The organism is Terrabacter sp. Root85, from assembly GCF_001429185.1.
Lineage (GTDB): Bacteria > Actinomycetota > Actinomycetes > Actinomycetales > Dermatophilaceae > Terrabacter.
This window is the reverse complement of record NZ_LMIW01000009.1, coordinates 195,190-212,169: the sequence shown is the minus strand read 5'-3', so window position 1 is coordinate 212,169 and position 16,980 is coordinate 195,190. Positions and strand designations below refer to the sequence as shown.

At 70.5% G+C, this 16,980-nt stretch carries 16 protein-coding genes; 8 read left to right on the top strand and 8 right to left on the bottom strand.

The window, feature by feature from the left end; all coding sequences use genetic code 11:
- Window positions 1–178: 178 nt before the first annotated feature.
- Window positions 179–868 (bottom strand): GPP34 family phosphoprotein, encoded by a 690-nt coding sequence (locus ASE25_RS13240; protein WP_056825995.1) that lies wholly within the window; start codon window positions 866–868, stop codon window positions 179–181.
- A 102-nt stretch (window positions 869–970) separates the two neighbouring features.
- Entirely contained in the window at window positions 971–1,336 is a 366-nt protein-coding gene (locus ASE25_RS13235) for a nitroreductase/quinone reductase family protein (RefSeq protein ID WP_056774680.1), read from the bottom strand.
- Window positions 1,337–1,563: 227 nt separating this feature from the next.
- On the opposite strand from ASE25_RS13235, the gene ASE25_RS13230 reads away from it, so the two are divergent.
- From ASE25_RS13230 to ASE25_RS13210, 5 genes are all read left to right on the top strand, one after another.
- Window positions 1,564–2,538: a patatin-like phospholipase family protein gene (locus ASE25_RS13230; RefSeq protein ID WP_082622865.1), complete on the top strand. Its 975-nt coding sequence runs from the start codon at window positions 1,564–1,566 to the stop codon at window positions 2,536–2,538.
- Window positions 2,539–2,659: 121 nt separating this feature from the next.
- The gene (locus ASE25_RS13225) at window positions 2,660–3,265 is read left to right on the top strand and encodes a dihydrofolate reductase family protein (RefSeq protein WP_056825991.1); all 606 of its coding nucleotides are present in this window, start codon (window positions 2,660–2,662) and stop codon (window positions 3,263–3,265) included.
- Window positions 3,266–3,426: 161 nt separating this feature from the next.
- A complete protein-coding gene (locus ASE25_RS13220) occupies window positions 3,427–3,831 on the top strand; it encodes a DUF1294 domain-containing protein (RefSeq protein WP_056825990.1) in 405 nt (134 codons plus the stop codon).
- A 109-nt stretch (window positions 3,832–3,940) separates the two neighbouring features.
- Window positions 3,941–4,762, top strand: coding sequence for an Ltp family lipoprotein (locus ASE25_RS13215; RefSeq protein ID WP_235508678.1), 822 nt, complete (start codon window positions 3,941–3,943; stop codon window positions 4,760–4,762).
- 154 nt (window positions 4,763–4,916) lie between these two features.
- Complete coding sequence (locus tag ASE25_RS13210; protein ID WP_056774693.1) at window positions 4,917–5,504, top strand: DUF6529 family protein; 588 nt, start codon at window positions 4,917–4,919, stop codon at window positions 5,502–5,504.
- Between the two features lie 42 nt (window positions 5,505–5,546).
- Here the strand turns inward: ASE25_RS13210 and ASE25_RS13205 are convergent, their stop codons facing one another.
- On the bottom strand, window positions 5,547–6,665 hold the full coding sequence (locus tag ASE25_RS13205) for an ANTAR domain-containing protein (RefSeq protein WP_056825985.1): 1,119 nt from the start codon (window positions 6,663–6,665) through the stop codon (window positions 5,547–5,549).
- Between the two features lie 204 nt (window positions 6,666–6,869).
- On the opposite strand from ASE25_RS13205, the gene ASE25_RS13200 reads away from it, so the two are divergent.
- The 3 genes from ASE25_RS13200 (at window position 6,870) to uvrA (ending at window position 10,431) form a co-directional block, all read left to right on the top strand.
- Entirely contained in the window at window positions 6,870–7,313 is a 444-nt protein-coding gene (locus ASE25_RS13200; RefSeq protein ID WP_056825984.1) for a PA2169 family four-helix-bundle protein, read from the top strand.
- A gap of 110 nt (window positions 7,314–7,423) precedes the next feature.
- Complete coding sequence (locus ASE25_RS13195; protein WP_056825982.1) at window positions 7,424–7,888, top strand: hypothetical protein; 465 nt, start codon at window positions 7,424–7,426, stop codon at window positions 7,886–7,888.
- Window positions 7,889–7,944: 56 nt separating this feature from the next.
- Window positions 7,945–10,431 (top strand): excinuclease ABC subunit UvrA, encoded by a 2,487-nt coding sequence (uvrA, locus tag ASE25_RS13190; RefSeq protein WP_056825981.1) that lies wholly within the window; start codon window positions 7,945–7,947, stop codon window positions 10,429–10,431.
- A gap of 30 nt (window positions 10,432–10,461) precedes the next feature.
- Here the strand turns inward: uvrA and ASE25_RS13185 are convergent, their stop codons facing one another.
- The 5 genes from ASE25_RS13185 to ASE25_RS13165 all read right to left on the bottom strand — a co-directional run bounded on the left by ASE25_RS13185 (window position 10,462) and on the right by ASE25_RS13165 (window position 16,946).
- Entirely contained in the window at window positions 10,462–11,358 is an 897-nt protein-coding gene (locus ASE25_RS13185) for a universal stress protein (protein ID WP_056825979.1), read from the bottom strand.
- A 3-nt stretch (window positions 11,359–11,361) separates the two neighbouring features.
- On the bottom strand, window positions 11,362–13,179 hold the full coding sequence (locus ASE25_RS13180; RefSeq protein ID WP_082622863.1) for an amino acid permease: 1,818 nt from the start codon (window positions 13,177–13,179) through the stop codon (window positions 11,362–11,364).
- Window positions 13,180–13,443: 264 nt separating this feature from the next.
- Window positions 13,444–14,448 carry a Gfo/Idh/MocA family protein gene (locus ASE25_RS13175; RefSeq protein WP_056825977.1) on the bottom strand — a complete coding sequence of 335 codons (1,005 nt, stop codon included), beginning with the start codon at window positions 14,446–14,448 and terminating at the stop codon, window positions 13,444–13,446.
- Between the two features lie 33 nt (window positions 14,449–14,481).
- Window positions 14,482–15,414, bottom strand: a complete 933-nt coding sequence (locus ASE25_RS13170) for a TIM barrel protein (RefSeq protein WP_056774709.1) — start codon at window positions 15,412–15,414, stop codon at window positions 14,482–14,484.
- Between the two features lie 32 nt (window positions 15,415–15,446).
- Complete coding sequence (locus tag ASE25_RS13165) at window positions 15,447–16,946, bottom strand: CoA-acylating methylmalonate-semialdehyde dehydrogenase (RefSeq protein ID WP_056774711.1); 1,500 nt, start codon at window positions 16,944–16,946, stop codon at window positions 15,447–15,449.
- Window positions 16,947–16,980 lie beyond the last annotated feature (34 nt).

The window sequence follows — 16,980 nt, the reverse complement described above, 5'->3', positions numbered from 1 at the left end:
ACGGCTCCCCCTCAGGGCCGAAGACTTTTCCGACCTCAAGACGTTAGCGCCGGAATGGCCCGGTCTGACACCGTTTCGCACATCCGGCAGCGATCAACAGGTCGCCCACGACGGTCATCCCGACCCAGGGAGCCGTCTTCGCAGCGGCAGCGGCAGCGGCGACGACTGGCGCAGCAGCTCAGGAGCCGCCACTTCCGGCAACGACGACGGCGGACGCGATCGCTGCAGCGACGGCCGCCATCATGCTCCCGATGGCCGATCGAACAGCGGCGGCTGCCCAGTCGCCTTCGGCGACCCTGCGAGCGTTCGCGTTCAGCTCCCGCTTCGAGAGGCCGACTGCCCTCGGATCCACGACGTCCGCGACGGCGTTGAGCGCGGACAGCGGGGAGACGAGTGCGCCGGTCCGGGAGTCGGTGGCCGCGCCGTGCCGCAGGGCGGACTCGAGCGCGGCCCGGACCGCCGCCTCGTGACTGGCGTCCTGGGCGGGCCAGCGGTGAGTAGGGAAGACGCCAAGGACCCGGCCCTCCTTCTCCCGGAGCACACCGCCCTCAGCGAGGCGCTCGTAGAGTCGGAGGCGGGTGCCCCTGCCCAGGGCAGTCACCACGGTCTGGGGCTTCTTGCCTTCCTTGCTCGTGACCGTTGCGAGTGCCTCATCGAGGATCTCGTCACCGGTGGGCCCTGGGTCATGGACGACGAGGCGTCCCGGCGCCACCTCCTGCGCGGGACCCGCGACGTCGACACGTTCGATGAGTGCGAGCTCGACCAGCAGGGCACCCCCCAGTGCGATGTCCACCGTGGTGCTGGAAGCAGCCAGCTTTCCGGTGTCGTCATCGGTGAGCAACAGCAACAGATCCTCGGCGATCAGCATGATTCGATCGTGGCTGACGTGGTCGTGAACGGGTAGGGCCGTTGGACCCTGCCCGAACGATGAGCGGCCCAGGGCGATGGTCGCGCGTTCCGGGCGGACACATTACTCGTCACGGGCTGTCAGCCTGACCATGGGCGAGCCGCTCACCCATTCGTCCATCGAGTACGGCTGGGCTGCGTACCACGGTTGGAGACGCCAGGCCTCTTCGGTGACATGTCGCCGCACGGCCGGATCCGTCACCTCGTCTGCCACGACTGCACGATCGTCGGGCGGCTCACGCAGGTGCAGCACGGCCTCGCGGTGTGCGCGCAGGTTGGCCAGCCAGTGCCTCGAGCCGGGAGTGCCGGTCAGGACAATCTGTCCGTCGACCACGACGTACCAGATCTCGATCCTGGTGACGCGGCCACTCCTGCGCCCGACAGTGCTGATCTCGCAGGTGCCGGTCGGCGGCATCTCCACCACGTCCATCCATGAAGGCTATGGAACATCGCGGTGACGTGCGGCCTGCCCGTGGTCGCCTGACGATGCGCACTGGGCTGTCGGGCTGCTAGCGTCCGACTGATCGTGATCCGTCCGCAGGAGGTGAGACCCGTGAACGCAGCAACCGCACTGGGTGCTCCCCCGCAGTCCACGATCGCCCGACCGACGTAGTCGCCACGGGGAGGCCCTCCACGCAACCCGCGAAAGGCACTCCCATGAACACCACTCCCGCCTCGACGCCTCGAGACCCACAACCAGGTAACTGGCCGATCGCCCAGCAAGCCCACTCCACAAGCCAATCGGCCTCCACCGACCAACGCGCCCTCGTGCTGGCCGGCGCGGGAGCCGCCGGCAACGCGTGGGAGCTCGGCCTCATCGCCGGGCTCTCGGATGCCGGCGTCGACCTCACGGAGGCCGACCTCGTCGTCGGGACCTCGGCCGGGTCGACCGTGGCAGCCCAGATCACCGGCAGGACACGCCCGACGGAGCTGTATGCCGCCATCCTCGCTGAGGTGCCCCCGCCTCCGTCCCGGGGTGGCGGGGCCCACCGACGAGGCGGATCGAACGTCTCGGGCGCGAACTACCTGGAATGGTCGGACACGATCATCGCGACGTCGGAGAACGCATACGACATGCGTCGCCGGATGGGCGCGGCCGCGCTGGAGCGGGAGGCGGCCAACCCGTCCGACCCGACACGGTGGCGCGGCATCGTCGCGTCCCGTCTCCCCCACCACGACTGGCCGCGTCAGCGCATCCTCATCACCGCCGTCGATGCGGACACCGGGGAGCCCGTCGTCTTCGACCGGGACAGCGGGGTCGACCTCGTGGACGCCGTTGCCGCCAGCACCTCGGCGATGACGCCCTATCGGATCGGCGAGCACCGCTACCTCAACGGCGGCTACCGGCGCAGCGAGAACGCCGATCTGGCAGCCGGCTACGGGCGGGTCCTCGTGCTGTCCCCCTTCAGCGGCCGGACGCGCATGCCGCTCGAGTGGGGCATGGACCTCTCCAGCCAGGTCGCGGACCTGCGGGCCGGTGGCAGCAGGGTCGAGACCGTCTTCCCGGACGGCCGAGCGGGTGACGTCTTCGGCGCCGACGCGCTCGACCCGTCGACGCGTCTGCCGGCCGCGCGAGGAGGCTACGACCAGGGCCTCGGCCTCGCGGAGCATCTGGTCGAGCTCTGGACCTGACCGGGCTCCCACCCGGGGCACCGCGAGAACGTTCGGTGACCGCTGTCCGACCGAGACGGTGCTGTTCGTTGCCAGAGTGAGAGCAGTTCACATGCACCCACTGTGGAGAGGAACCACCACCATGTCTGACGTCGTCGCCATCATGTCCATGTCGCTCGACGGCTTCGTCGCCGGTCCCGACGACGACGTGATGCAGGTCTTCGACTGGTACTTCGCCTCCGGTGACGTCGAGTTCGCCACCGGAGGCTCGGACCCCATGACGTTCAGGGTGTCCGAGCCGAGCGCCCGGTACCTCCGCGAGCTCACGCCCCAGCTCGGGGCCGTCCTCACCGGACGCCGCACCTTCGAGGTCGCCCAGGGCTGGGGCGGCAACCACGCGTGGGGCCCCGCCTTCGTCGTCACTCACGACGTCCCGGACGGGTGGCCCCGGCCCGGGTCGACCGTCCACTTCGTGACGGACGGCATCGAGAGCGCGGTGCGCCTGGCCAAGGACGCCGCCGGCGAGAAGTCCGTGGGCGTCCACGGCGCCGACACGATCCAGCAGCTGCTCAACGCCGGACTGGTCGACCACCTCCAGATCGACGTCGCCGCAGTGCTGCTCGGCTCCGGGGTGCGACTCTTCGACCACCTCGCGACGACGCCGGCCGTCCTCGGCGACCCGACCGTCATCGCCGGCGTCGGGGTGACGCACCTGCGCTACCCGGTGCGCCCGGCCCAGTCCTCCTGACGCGAGCTCGCCCCTGCTCGGCCGCGCCGCCGACCCGACCGTCGTTCGCGAATCCTCGCCACGGGCAGCAGGGCGGGCCGCATAATGTCCGGTCAGGACGACCCGCTCCCCCTCGAGCCAGGCTGTCCCGCCTGACCATCCCGAGCCGAGGAGCCGAAGAGATGCCCGCAGACAACCGCGTCGGAGACCGGCGTGGACGCCGCCGAGCGCGCGGCAGCCTGCTGGCGGTCGCCGTCGCGATCCTCTTCTTCGGCCTCTTGGGGGTCCTCCTGGTGCGGGACATCCTCCCGGTCTGGCTACCGGTCGCCTACCTCTTGCTCAGCGGCGTCGCCTTCGCGATGTACCGCGCGGACAAGTCGGCGGCATCGGTCAGTGGCAAACGGCGTACGCCGGAGTCCACGCTCCACACGATCGACCTCCTGGGTGGCTGGCCGGGGGCGCTCGTCGCGCGACACGTCTTCCGGCACAAGACGATCAAGCAGCCCTTCCGCACGGTCTTCTGGTTCACCGTCCTCGCCAACGGCGCGGCCCTCGCCTGGCTCGTGCACGAGCTGTCGTCCGTCTAGATCCAGACCGGGCCACGTCCCCACCGATATCTCCGAAACCGGGACACGACCGCCAATGGGCCCGGACACTTCCCTAGCAGTTCCAGGGAATCCACAGGGAGAGCCATTCATGAGCGACAACAACTACCACTACCCCGCGCCCGAAGGAGTGCCGACCGCGCCGTTGACGTGGGCACCTCCGCAGGGCGCTCCGCTCACGGAGTCGGGCGGGAGGACGAAGCCGAAGATGGGCAAGGGCAAGAAGGCCGGCCTGTGGGCCGGTGGCCTCGTCGTCGCTCTCATCGCCATCGGCACGACCGGCAACAACCCCAAGACCACTCCGACCGCCGCCACCGCCGCGAGCGTGACCACGACGGGCGTCGCCACGACTCCGGCTGCCTCACCGGCCGCCACGGTCGACACGGCAGCGGCGGACAAGGCCGCCGCCGACAAGGCGGCGGCGGACAAGGCGGCGGCGGACAAGGCGGCGGCGGACAAGACCGCCGCCGACAAGGCTGCAGCGGCCAAGGCTGCCGCTGCGAAGGTTGCTGCCGCCAAGGCTGCCGCTGCGAAGGTTGCTGCGGCCAAGGCTGCAGCGGCGAAGGCTGCCGCCGCCAAGGCCGCTGCAGCGAAGGCGGCCGCTGAGGAAGCCGCCAACGCCATGACCGTGTCGCAGGAGCAGGCCGTCGCCAAGGCCGAGTCCTACCTCGAGCTCACGGCGTTCTCGCGCAAGGGTCTGATCGAGCAGCTGCGGTTCGAGCAGTTCTCCAAGGCCGACGCGACGTTCGCCGTCGACCACATCACGGTGAACTGGAAGGAGCAGGCCGCCAAGAAGGCCCAGTCCTACCTCGACCTGACGCCGTTCTCCCGCGGGGGGCTCATCTCACAGCTGAAGTTCGAGGGCTTCACCACCGCGCAGGCCACCTACGGCGTCACGGCCGTCGGCCTCTGAGCGATTCGCCGGCGCAGCCCATCTCGGCGTGGAGCCGGTCAGCCCGCACGGACTGACCGGCCCCGCGCACCCCGGGACCCTTCTGTCTCAGGCGACGGGCTCCGTCTTGAGCCGTTCCTCTCCCGTCCGGGCCGGGCAGGAGGATCCTGAGACCATGGCTGACAGCAGGCCTGCGAAGAGCCTGGCGATCCCCCTGACGGCGTTCGCCGCGGGCGCGGTCGTCGCTCTGCTCGTCGGGGTCTTCGGCAAGGTCCACGACCCGACGCTCGCCGGCACGACGACGTTCGGCTTCCGCACGGTGATCGACATGAAGGTCGTGCTGTCCGTCGTGATCGGGGTGCTCGCGCTGCTCCAGCTCGTCGGTGCCCTCTGGCTCTACGGCAGGCTCGGCATCGGCGCGCCGTCCTGGCTCGGCACCGCCCACCGCATCTGCGGCGCGGTCGCCGTCGTGCTCATCGTCCTCGTCGCCTACCACTGCCTCTGGGCCCTCGGCCTCGAGTCCGGGACGCTCCGTGACGGCGAGCCCGTCTCCACGCGCACCGTCGTGCACGGCATCCTCGGGTGCGCCGTCATCGGTGCCGTCGTCGTCAAGGTCGTCGCGGTCCGGTCCAGGCGCGCACCCGGCTGGTTCCTGCCCGTGGCCGGCGGTCTGCTCTTCGCGCTGCTCATCGGCGCCGTGCTGACGTCGGCGATCTGGTACATCGCGGCCCGGGGCTGGCCGGGCTCGGGTGGCTACGGCTGACCCCTCAGCACCCGTGATCGTCACCCGTTGTATGCCGGGTGCTCACGCCCCGCCCGCGTCGCGGGCTCGCGCAGGCGGCCGGGTCGCACCCGAGTCCGCCCGCGGGGCGTCGCTGCTGTCGAACTCGCCCGTCTGCGCCACCGTGACAGCCACCGACCGGAGCTTCTCGTTGAGCCGCTGGGACGCCCGTCGCAGGGCGTCGAACGCATCCTCCGGGGTGAGCTTCAGCCGCTCCATGAGGATCCCCTTGGCCTGGCCGATGACGTCCCTGGACACGAGTGCCTGGTTCAGCCCCTCGGCCAGGTCCTCGAGGTCGCGACGTTCGTGGGCTGCTCCCGCGGCCAGCCCCGCGTGCGCAGCCAGGATGAGCCCGATGTCCCGCGCGTCGTCGCTGAACGCATCCGGCTCGGCCCCGTAGGTGTTGAGCGACCCCCCGGCGCCGTCGGTCCACAGTCTCGGCGCGGCCAGGCGGTAGGAGGCAGCGGACTCGGCGCCGTGGTCGACCGGGCGTGACGCCAGCGTCGGCCAGCGTGTGTCGGGGAAGGCCCGCGCATACACGATGGCTTCGTCCACCGCGTCCAGGCAGGGTCCCTCGTGTGCCGCGTACTGCGCGTCGTCGACGGCCGTGGCGGCCGAGGCCGTGGTCGCTGCGGTCTGGAAGGCCCCGCTCTCCCGGAGCGTGACGCTGGCCATCTGGCACCCCGCGATGGTGCTCACCGCGGCCTGGGCGATCCGCGACATGACCTCGTCGAAGGAGTCGGCGGCGTAGAGGTGCTCGGCGACCTCGGCGAACGCCGCGGCCAGCTTGGTCGTCGGAGTGGCCGCGTGCCGTCGCTCAGCAACCTCGTCCCGGTCGACCTCGGCGGCATCGCGGGAGGTGGCCATCTCCTCACGGTCCTCGAGCGCCCGTGCCCGGCCGACCCGGTCGGCAACTCGTGAAGCAGCCGATTCGACACTGTCACCTGTGGATCCGAGCTCGACCGCGCGGGCGTCCAGCTGCCGTTCCCGCTCGTCCAGCTGAGCCTGTCGCGCGTCCGCGATCGCGTCCCTCGCGTCCGCGACGGCGTCGCGCTCAGCCGCCAGCTCGTCACGTCGGTCGGCGACGAAGTCGCGCTTCTCGGCAGCCCACTGGCGCTCGTCCTCGACCGATTCCGATGCCATCGCCGTGGCCTCCTCCCAGACGCCCCGATCCTTCCTCGACTCTATCGTCGAGCGGTGCTCACCAGATCGCTACGCGTGAAGCGCCGACCACGAGCACCGGCTCGTGGCGCACCCGGCGCGGGGCGGATCCGGGCTGCCCACGATTGGGTCGTGACGCCGTCGGGTAGGACCCGAGGGACCAGCAACCCGATCGAAGGAGTGCACATGTCGGATGACGAGAAGGTCGCCAAGGACCTCGTGGAGACCCTGAAGGACGGCGAGCGCGGCTTCGCCTCAGCTGCGGAGAAGCTGCGTGACAGCGACCGCGCCGAGTGGGCCACCACCCTGCAGCGGCTGTCCGAGCAGCGCGCCGGCTTCCACCGCGAGATCGTCGAGATGGGCCATGAGTACGGCGACGACGTCGACGAGAGCGGATCGGTCGCGGCGACCGTGCACCGCGGCTGGATCTCGCTCAAGGACGCCGTGACGGGCGACGACGCGGGCAGCGTCCTCGGCGCGGCCGTGACCGGCGAGGACCACGCGGTCTCCGAGTACGAGAAGGCCGAGAAGGCCGACCTCAGCGCCGGCTTCCGCGCCGTCGTGACCCGCCAGCACGCCGCGATCGTGGCTGCCCGCGACGAGGTCAAGGCCCTCCACGTCGCCGACTGACGGCGCCCGGGCTCGGCCTGGCCCCTCCACCGGCCCCGGTCCGGTGGAGGGGTCATCGCGTGGGCGCGGCGCTACTGTGGCGACGAAGCCCCGAGACCAGGAGGTATGCCGTGTCGTACGTCGTCGACTTCGTGGACGTGTCCACCGAGGGGCTCGAGAGCTCCCCCGTCGCGGAGGCGCTGGCCGGCCTCCGGGCCAACGAGGCGCGCTACTACAAGAACAAGTACGACCACGTCCTCACCGTCGAGCCCGCGGCAGACGCGAGCGAGATCGTCGAGTACGTCCACCGCATCCTCGCGGAGGAGCGTGACCTCACGATCGAGTCGCGGCCCCTCGAGGCCACGGCGTTCGAGGTCGACGGGCTCAGGATGGCCTACGTCTTCTACGAGTCCGGCCTGTCGATCAACGTCATGTACGCGATCGACCCGGCGGGCAAGCGCGCCGTCGGCTTCAAGCTCTCCGACGGCATGGAGGTCCCCGAGGAGCTCGCGTCCCGGTTCAAGTTCGCCCGTCAGAAGTCGAAGCTGGCCGGCACGATCCGGGGCTCCTACTTCGTCATCAAGGGCGAGTACTGACCCGACCGGCCACGACCGATGGTGCCCGCCCGGGCCCGAGCGACTAGACAGGTCACGTGCACCTCGACCCGACCGACCACTTCGTCCACGTCCGCGGAGCCAGCGAGCACAACCTCAAGACCGTCGACGTCGACCTGCCGCGTGACGCGATGGTGGCCTTCACCGGCGTCTCCGGCTCGGGCAAGTCCTCCCTCGCCTTCGGCACCCTCTATGCCGAGGCGCAGCGGCGCTACTTCGAGTCGGTGGCGCCCTACGCTCGCCGGCTGCTCCAGCAGGTCGGCGCCCCGCACGTGCAGGAGATCACCGGCCTGCCGCCGGCCGTCGCGCTCCAGCAGCGCCGCGGCGCCCCGAGCTCGCGCTCGACCGTCGGCACGTTGACGACCCTCTCCAACCTCGTGCGGATGCTCTACTCCCGCGCCGGCACCTACCCCGTCGGCGCGACCCGCCTCGAGGCAGAGGCCTTCTCCCCCAACACCGCCGCCGGGGCATGCCCCGAGTGCCACGGGCTGGGCGAGGCGCACGACGTGGCCGAGGACCTGCTCGTGCCCGACCCGTCCCTGAGCATCCGCGACGGCGCGATCGCGGCGTGGCCGGGCGCCTGGCAGGGCAAGAACCTCGTGCGCGTCACGAGGACCCTCGGGATCGACGTCGACGCACCTTGGCGTGACCTCTCCCGCACGGACCGCGACTGGTTGCTCTACACCGACGAGCAGCCGCGGGTGCTCATCGACCGGCGCGGTGAGGCCGACGACACGACCGGCCGCGACTACCACGGCACCTTCTGGAGCGCCCGCAAGCACATCCGCCACACCCTGGCCGACACGAAGAGCCAGATGATGCGCGACAAGGCCCTGCGCTTCGTCCGCAGCGTCCGGTGCCCGGCGTGCCACGGCACGGGACTGCGGGAGGACGCCCTTGCCGTCACCTTCCGGGGACTGAGCATCGCGCATACCAACGCGTTGTCCTTCACCGACCTCGCGGCCCTGGTGCGCCCCGTCGCCGAGCTGACCGAGGCCGGCGCGGCGACGTCGTCCGCCACGTCGGGCGAGGCCACCGAAGTCGCCGTGCGTCTCTGCACCGACCTCCTCGCGCGCGTCCAGGTGCTGCTCGACCTCGGCCTCGGCTACCTCTCGCTGGGACGCAGCTCGACGACGCTCTCCCCCGGTGAGGCCCAGCGCCTGCGTATCGCGTCCCAGCTGCGGTCCGGCCTCTTCGGGGTCGTCTACGTCCTCGACGAGCCGTCCGCGGGGCTGCACCCGGCCGATGCCGCGCCGCTGCTCGAGGTGCTCGACGCGCTCAAGCGCTCGGGCAACTCGCTCTTCGTCGTCGAGCACGACCTCGACATCGTCCGCCGCGCCGACTGGGTCGTCGACATCGGTCCGGGCGCGGGCGAGCAGGGCGGCCACGTGCTCTACTCGGGTCCGGTCGACGGGCTCGAGCACGTCGAGGCCTCGGTCACCGGGCACCACCTCTTCGGCCGCGCCGAGCGTCCCCCGCGGCCGCAGCGCGAGCCCCAGGGCTGGCTGCACCTGCGCGGGATCAGCCGGCACAACCTCGACGACGTCTCCGTCGACGTCCCGCTCTGCGTCCTGACGGCCGTCACCGGAGTCTCGGGGTCGGGCAAGTCGACGCTCGTCACCCAGGTGCTCTCCGAGCTCGTCCGCCGCCACCTCGGCCAGAGCCCCGACGACCCCGAGGAGACCGAGCTCGAGATCGACGTCGACGACGCCACCGGCCTCGAGTCGTTCGACCGGCTCGTCCGTGTCGACCAGCGGCCCATCGGGCGCACCCCGCGCTCGAACCTCGCCACGTACACCGGCCTCTTCGACGCCGTGCGCAAGCTGTATGCCGCCACCCCCGAGGCGCGCGCCCGCGGCTACGGCGCGGGCCGCTTCTCCTTCAACGTCGCCGAGGGACGCTGTGAGACGTGTCAGGGCGAGGGCTTCGTCTCCGTCGAGCTGCTCTTCCTGCCCGGGACGTATGCGCCGTGCCCGACCTGCCACGGCGCGCGCTACAACGCCGCGACGCTCGAGATCACCCACCGCGGCAAGAACGTCGCCGACGTGCTGGCCCTCTCCGTCGACGAGGCCGCCGACTTCCTCGCCGACGTGCCGGCCGCCGCGCGCAGCCTCACGACGCTGCGCGAGGTGGGGCTCGGCTACCTGCGTCTCGGTCAGCCCGCCACCGAGCTGAGCGGTGGGGAGGCCCAGCGGATCAAGCTGGCGACCGAGCTGCAGCGGACCCGGCGCGGGCACGCCCTCTACCTCCTCGACGAGCCCACGGCCGGGCTGCACCCGGCCGACATCGCCCTGCTGCTGCGCCAGCTCCACACGCTGGTCGACGCCGGGAACACCGTCGTGCTCGTCGAGCACGACCTCGGCACCATCGTCAGCGCGGACTGGGTCATCGACCTCGGCCCGGGCGGTGGGGACGCGGGGGGCCGTGTCGTGGCGACGGGCACCCCGGAGCAGGTCGCGGGCGTCGAGGGGAGCGCGACAGCGCCCTATCTCGCCGCCCAGCTCTCCTCTCACGCGGACCGGTAGCGGCCGGATCTGCTTGGTGCAGAAGGAGGCTCAGCCTGCTCGGGGGGCCGGCACGAGGTAGACGGGCACCGGTGCCGACCGGATGATCTTCGAGGCGCGCGAGCCGAGGAAGAGCCGGGCGGCCGGGGCCGACGAGCTCGGACCGACGACGAGCAGGTCGCCGTCGCTCCACTCGACGTCCCAGATCGCCGTGCTCCACGAGACTCCCTCGCCGACGACGAGCGACCGGGCGAGACGCTCGGCCAGTGCGGCGTCGTGGGCTCCCACCTGGGCCCGGAGAGCGCTCGTCGTGCGCGCCACCCACCGGTCGACGACGAGGTCGTCGGCCGACTCCTCGACGCTGCCGTAGATCCGCTTGGGCGGCCGGACGGCGAACGACACCGCCCGCAGGCTCGCACCGAGGGCTTCGGCGACCGCGGCCCCCACGGCCGCCACGTGCGACGCGCCCGCAGACCCGCCGAAGCCGATGCTGACCCGGCGGATGCGAGAGCCCGGCGTGGGTCGGTATCCGAGGGGGGCCAGGAGCACCGGGAGGGGCGCCGAGTGCACGAGCCGGTCGGTCACGCTGCCGAAGGAGATGCGACCCAGCGCGCCCTTGCTCGACGAGCCGAGCACGAGGGCGGACGCGTCGACCTCGGCCGCCAGCTCGAGCAGGCCGGCGGGGATCGACGATGCCGCACGCACCACGAAGCTCGCCTCGACGTCAGGAGGCAGCGCCGTCCGGGCCTGCTCGAGGACCGACTCGCCCCAGTCGCGGAGCGGCCCGAGGTAGTCCCCGTCGACGAACTCCGCGGCCCCCGCTGCGTGCGGGGTCGTCACGACGACGGCCACGGTGAGGGGCTCGCCCGTCGACCGTGACAGCACGGCGGCCAGCTCGAGCGCCGACGCGCCGCTGTCCTGCGCCGTGTAGGCGACGACGATGGCCACGGCTCAGGCCTGCATGACGAGCGAGGCGGCCTCGACGTGGGTCACCGGCAGACCGAGCTCGCCGGCCCGGTCGACGACCTCGAAGCGCTGCCAGATCGAGTCCGTGGCAGGCAGCGTCACGATGACGATCTGGTCGGGGTCGAAGTGGCTCACCGCCGCCCGGAGGGCACGCAGGGGCCGGTAGTCGCCGAGCCCGCCGGTCGCGTCGAGGTGGTGCGCCGTGAGGGCCTCGAGGGTCCGGTCCAGCCGGGCCTGCGCCGCCTCGGTCGTCGCCTCGGCGACGGACACGGCGCCGTGCGTCGAGGCGGTGCCCGTCTCGACGGCGCTGGCGGGGACGCAGACGTAGTAGGTCGCCTTGCCCATGGCGTCGATGCGCTGGAGCTCGCGCATCAGCTCGTCGGCCTCGAGGGTCTGGTTGGCGAGCACGAGCACGCGCCGTGCCTCACCGGTGTGGTCGGGCGCGACACGCTCGGGCAGGCGGGCGATGCGGGCCCGGTTGATGAAGAAGAGGACGAGGACGATGCCGAACGACACGAGGCTCAGCACGAGCTGGATGCGCACGTCCTCGGTGAGTCCCATCTGGACGAGCACCAGGACGATGCCGAGCGCCGTGATGACCGACAGGGCGGGGAACCACCACATCTTCACCTTGAGCGTCGACGCGTCAGCCCGGTAGCGCAGGATGATCTGCGAGACGGCGATGAGCAGGTAGACGAAGAGGATGACGGCGCCGGACGAGTTGAGCAGGAACGAGAAGACGGTGTCGGGCGAGACGGCGGCCATGATGACGGCGAGGAAGCCGACGACCGACGAGGCCAGGATGGCGACCATCGGCACGCCACGGGAGTTGACCGAGACCATCGAGGCGGGTGCCTCCCGGCGGGCGGCCAGCACGAAGAGCATCCGGGACGCGGTGTAGAGGCCGGAGTTGAGGCAGCTGAGCACGGCGGTCAGCACGACCGCGTTCATCACGTGGTCGGCATACGGGATGCCCATCTCCTGGAAGGCCGCGACGTAGGGCGACGCCTCCAGGGTGGCCGAGTTCCACGGCAGGATCACCGCGAGCAGGAAGATCGAGCCGACGAAGAAGATGGCGATGCGGGTGATGACGGAGTTCGCGGCCTTGGACACGGCCCGCTCCGGGTTGTCGGACTCGGCTGCGGCGATGGTCGCGATCTCGGCGCCCACCATCGAGAAGATCACCGTCACGACACCCGCCGTGACCGCCAGTCCGCCGTTGGGGAAGAAGCCGCCGTGCGCGGTGAGGTTGCTGAAGTCGAGGTCGGCGTTCGGCCAGATGCCGAAGACGAAGAGGGCACCGCAGGCGAGGAAGACGATGATCGCCGCGACCTTGATCCCGGCGAACCAGAACTCGAACTCCCCGAACGACGAGACCGAGATGAGGTTGGTGCCCGTCATGAGGAGCATGAGCAGCAGGCTCAGCACCCACGTCGGCACCCCCGGCAGCCAGAAGTTGATGACCTTGGCGCCGGCGACGGCCTCGAAGCCCACGACGATGACCCAGAAGTACCAGTAGAGCCAGCCGACGGAGAAGCCCGCCCAGTCACCGAGCGCCTTGCGGGAGTAGTCGGCGAACGAGCCGGTCGACGGGTTGGCCACGGCCATCTCGGCCAGCATCCGCATCACCATGATGATGAGGACGCCGCACAGGGCGTAGGTGATGAACGCCCCGGGGCCCGTGTCGTGGATGACGGTGCCCGAGCCGACGAACAGGCCCGCCCCGATGACGCCGCCCATGGCGATCATCGTCAGCTGCCGCTGGTTGAGCGACCGCTTGAGCTCCGGCCCCGCGCCGGCCACGTCAGGCCGTCCGATCCATGGTGGTGGAGCAGTGACAGGGGTTCACGTGACGAGACATGGGACAGCCCTCTCGATCGGACCGAGGAGGCTGACCGCCCCCGCGACGATCTGCCCAAAGTAGCCACGAGCGGACCATCTGTCCACGCGAGTCCAACCTTGCCGATCAGGGCGATCCGAGCGTTCACCGCGGTGGATCGCCGGTACCTGGTGCCGGCGATCCACCGCGTTCCATCGGTGTGGCCGTGAGCCGGCCGGCGCCCGACGTCAGGCGTAGAAGTCGGGCTTCGCGATCATCTCGACCTTGACGACGCCCTCGTCGGTGAGCGCTCGGACACCGGCGTCACAGACGCACGCGGCGGCATACCCGTCCCACGACGTCGACCCGGTGTGCTCGCCCCGCGCCACTGCGGAGATCCACTCCTGCACCTCGGTGACGAAGGCGCCCCAGAAGCGGTCGTTGTGGTCGCGGGCGATGGCGTTGCGCACCCCGACGCCGTCGCGCACGACGATCGCGTTCTGGTCGCCCAACGACACCGTGCCTTTCTCGGCAACCGCCTCGCAGCGGATGTCGTAGCCGAACTGGCAGTTGACGAAGATCTCGTCGTCGACGCGCACCCCCGACTCCGTCTCGAGGATGAGCACGAGTGGGTCCTGGAGGTGCTCGAAGCGCAGCGACGTCTTCTTCGGCTTGTCGACCCGCGCCGAGACGAACTCCTCGCCGAGCAGCCAGCGCATCGTGTCGACCTCGTGGATCGCGGTGTCGTTGATGGCCATGTCCCACGTGTAGTGCTCGGGCACGGTCGGGTTGCGGTGCGCGCAGTGGACCATGAGCGTCTCGCCGAGCTCGCCCGAGTCGAGCAGCGTCTTCATCTCGCGGTAGCTCCGATCGAAGCGACGCATGAATCCGACTGTCACCAGGCGCCGCCCGCCGGCCTGCTCGGCCTCCATGATCCGCAGCGCGGCCTCCGCCGTCGGCGTCAGCGGCTTCTCGCAGAAGACGGGCTTGCCCGCCGCGATGGCCGCGAGCACGTCCACCTCGTGCGCCGGCCCGTAGCTGCAGATCATGACGGCGTCGACCTCGTCGGCGGCGATGAGCTCGGCCGAGGACGCGTATGCCGTCCCGTCGACCCGCGACGCCACCTCGGCCGCTCGGGCCGGGTCGACGTCGGAGACGGCGACGACCCGCCCGCCCGCGATGACGGTGTGGATCCGGTCGATGTGAGCCTGGCCCATGCCGCCCGGGCCAATCATGCCGATGCGTACGGTCATTGGTGTGACTCCTTCGTCAGCGAGAGCAGGGGCTCAGCGGAGGCCGAGGCCGATGGACGCGAGGTACTCGCGGGTCTGGATGGCGTTGGGCAGCGGGTAGGACGGCTCGCACGGGTACATGTCCTGCTCGCACACGACGTAGAGCTCCTTGTCGAGGTCGGCCAGGGCCTCGATGAGCGACGGCATGTCCGGCGCGCCGGCCGGCGGTGCGACGGAGCAGCCCTTGGCGACAGCGAGACCGAAGGGCCAGTCCTCGTCGTGGGCCTGCTTGACGAGGCCTTCGTCCATCGCCTTGATGTGGACGTAGGAGATGCGCTCGGGGTACTTGCGGCACAGCTCCATCGGGTCCCCACCGCCGTAGACGATGTGGCCGGTGTCGAGGCAGAAGCCGACGTAGTCGGGGTCGGTCGCCTGGAAGACGCGGTCGATGTCCTCGGGCGTCTCGATGTGGCTGTCGCCGTGCGGGTGGAGGACCATCTTGAGGCCGTAGTCCTCCTTCATGATGCGACCGAGCTTGTCGGCATTGGAGATGTAGGCGTTCCACGCCTCCGTCGACAGCACGCGGTCGTCGGTGAACTCCCACGTCTTGTCGTCGCGGAAGAGGGGCGGTAGGTGCACGATGTACTCCGCCCCGACGGCGGCGTGCGTCTCGGCGATCTCGCGGAAGGTCTTCTCCGTGTCGGCCCAGGCCTCCGGCTTGTGCAGGATGCCCCAGCCCGTGCCGGCGACGACCTGGAAGCCTCGCTTGTCCATCTCCTCCTGCAGGCGCTTCGGGTCCTTGGGGAAGTAGCCGAACGGCCCCGTCTCCATGACCGAGAAGCCGGCCTCGGCCATCTCGTCGAGCGCGGTCTCCCAGTGGATCTGCTTCTCGTCCTCGGGGAACCAGACGCCCCACTGGTCAGGACAGACACCGATCGTCAGCTTGCTGTAGCGGTCGTCGGTGTTGCGGGCCTTGGACTCGGCCATGGTCGTTCGTTCCTCTCGAAAAGTGTTGCGGGTCAGTCGTTCTGGGGGAAGCCAAGGTTGAGGCCGCCGTGGCTCGGGTCGAGCCAGCGCGACGTGACGACCTTGCCGCGGGTGAAGAAGTGGACGCCCTCCATGCCGTGGGCGTGGGTGTCGCCGAAGAGCGAGTTCTTCCACCCGCCGAAGGAGTAGTACGACACCGGCACGGGGATCGGCACGTTGACGCCGACCATGCCGACCTCGACGTTGCGCTGGAACTTGCGGGCCGCGCCACCGTCGTTGGTGAAGATCGCCGTGCCGTTGCCGTAGGGGTTGCTGTTGATGAGCGTGAGGCCCTCGTCGTAGGAGCCGACGCGAACGACCGACAGCACCGGACCGAAGATCTCGTCGTCGTAGAGCGACATGCCGGGCTTGACGTGGTCGAAGAGGGTCGGCGCGAGGAAGTAGCCCTCCCCGTCGGACTCGTAGGAGTCCTGACGACCGTCGACGACGAGCGTCGCACCTTCGGACACCCCGGCGTCGAGGTAGGACGTCACCTTGTCGCGGTGCTGCGAGGTGACGAGCGGGCCCATGTCGCAGCCGCGCGTGCCGTCACCGGTGACGAGCTTGCCCATGCGGTCCTTGATCTTCGAGATCAGCTCGTCCGCGATGGGTTCGACGGCGACGAGTGCCGAGATCGCCATGCACCGCTCCCCCGCCGAGCCGAAGCCGGCGTTGACCGCCGCGTCCGCGGCGAGGTCGAGGTCGGCGTCCGGCAGGACGAGCATGTGGTTCTTGGCGCCGCCGAGGGCCTGGACCCGCTTGCCGTGCGCGGTGCCCGTCTCGTAGACGTACTTCGCGATCGGCGTCGAGCCGACGAACGACACCGACTTCACGTCGGGGTGCCTCAGCAGCGCGTCGACCGCCTCCTTGTCGCCGTTGACGACCTGCATGACACCGTCGGGCAGGCCGGCCTCCTTCCAGAGCGCCGCGACCGCGATCGCGGCCGAGGGGTCCTTCTCGGACGGCTTGAGGATCACCGCGTTGCCGCACGCGATGGCGATGGGGATGAACCACATCGGCACCATCGCCGGGAAGTTGAACGGCGAGATGACGGCGACGACCCCGAGCGGCTGGCGGATCGAGTAGACGTCGACGTTCGTCGAGGCGTTCTCCGAGAAGCCGCCGCGCATGAGGTGCGGGATGCCACAGGCGAACTCGGCGACCTCGAGGCCGCGCGTCACCTCGCCGAGCGCGTCGGAGAGCACCTTGCCGTGCTCGGCCGTGATGAGCGCCGCGACGTCCTCCTTGCGCTCGTTGAGCAGCTCGCGGAAGGCGAAGAGCACGCCCGAGCGCTTGGCGAGCGAGGCGTCGGCCCACTCCTCCCACGCGGAGGCGGCGGACGTGACGGCCTCGTCGACGAGCGAGGCCGAGGCGAGGTCGAGCACGCCGGACTGCTCCCCCGTCGCGGGGTTGAAGACGGGCGACGTGCGCTCGGCGGTGCCGGCCCACGGCTGGCCGTCAATGAGGTGGGTGATGCGGGTGGGCGTGCTCATGGCAGTGTCCTTCGGGTTCAGATCAAGGCGGAGG

Bases quoted from the DNA above. Each gene is read 5' to 3' on its own strand.
- ASE25_RS13205 (WP_056825985.1), bottom strand. From the start codon at position 6,665: ATGGCATCGGAATCGGTCGAGGACGAGCGCCAGTGGGCTGCCGAGAAG.
- ASE25_RS13240 (WP_056825995.1), bottom strand. From the start codon at position 868: ATGCTGATCGCCGAGGATCTGTTGCTGTTGCTCACCGATGACGACACC.
- ASE25_RS13215 (WP_235508678.1), top strand. From the start codon at position 3,941: ATGAGCGACAACAACTACCACTACCCCGCGCCCGAAGGAGTGCCGACC.
- ASE25_RS13200 (WP_056825984.1), top strand. From the start codon at position 6,870: ATGTCGGATGACGAGAAGGTCGCCAAGGACCTCGTGGAGACCCTGAAG.
- ASE25_RS13225 (WP_056825991.1), top strand. From the start codon at position 2,660: ATGTCTGACGTCGTCGCCATCATGTCCATGTCGCTCGACGGCTTCGTC.
- ASE25_RS13170 (WP_056774709.1), bottom strand. From the start codon at position 15,414: ATGGCCGAGTCCAAGGCCCGCAACACCGACGACCGCTACAGCAAGCTG.
- ASE25_RS13230 (WP_082622865.1), top strand. From the start codon at position 1,564: ATGAACACCACTCCCGCCTCGACGCCTCGAGACCCACAACCAGGTAAC.
- ASE25_RS13235 (WP_056774680.1), bottom strand. From the start codon at position 1,336: ATGGACGTGGTGGAGATGCCGCCGACCGGCACCTGCGAGATCAGCACT.
- ASE25_RS13175 (WP_056825977.1), bottom strand. From the start codon at position 14,448: ATGACCGTACGCATCGGCATGATTGGCCCGGGCGGCATGGGCCAGGCT.
- ASE25_RS13165 (WP_056774711.1), bottom strand. From the start codon at position 16,946: ATGAGCACGCCCACCCGCATCACCCACCTCATTGACGGCCAGCCGTGG.
- ASE25_RS13220 (WP_056825990.1), top strand. From the start codon at position 3,427: ATGCCCGCAGACAACCGCGTCGGAGACCGGCGTGGACGCCGCCGAGCG.
- ASE25_RS13210 (WP_056774693.1), top strand. From the start codon at position 4,917: ATGGCTGACAGCAGGCCTGCGAAGAGCCTGGCGATCCCCCTGACGGCG.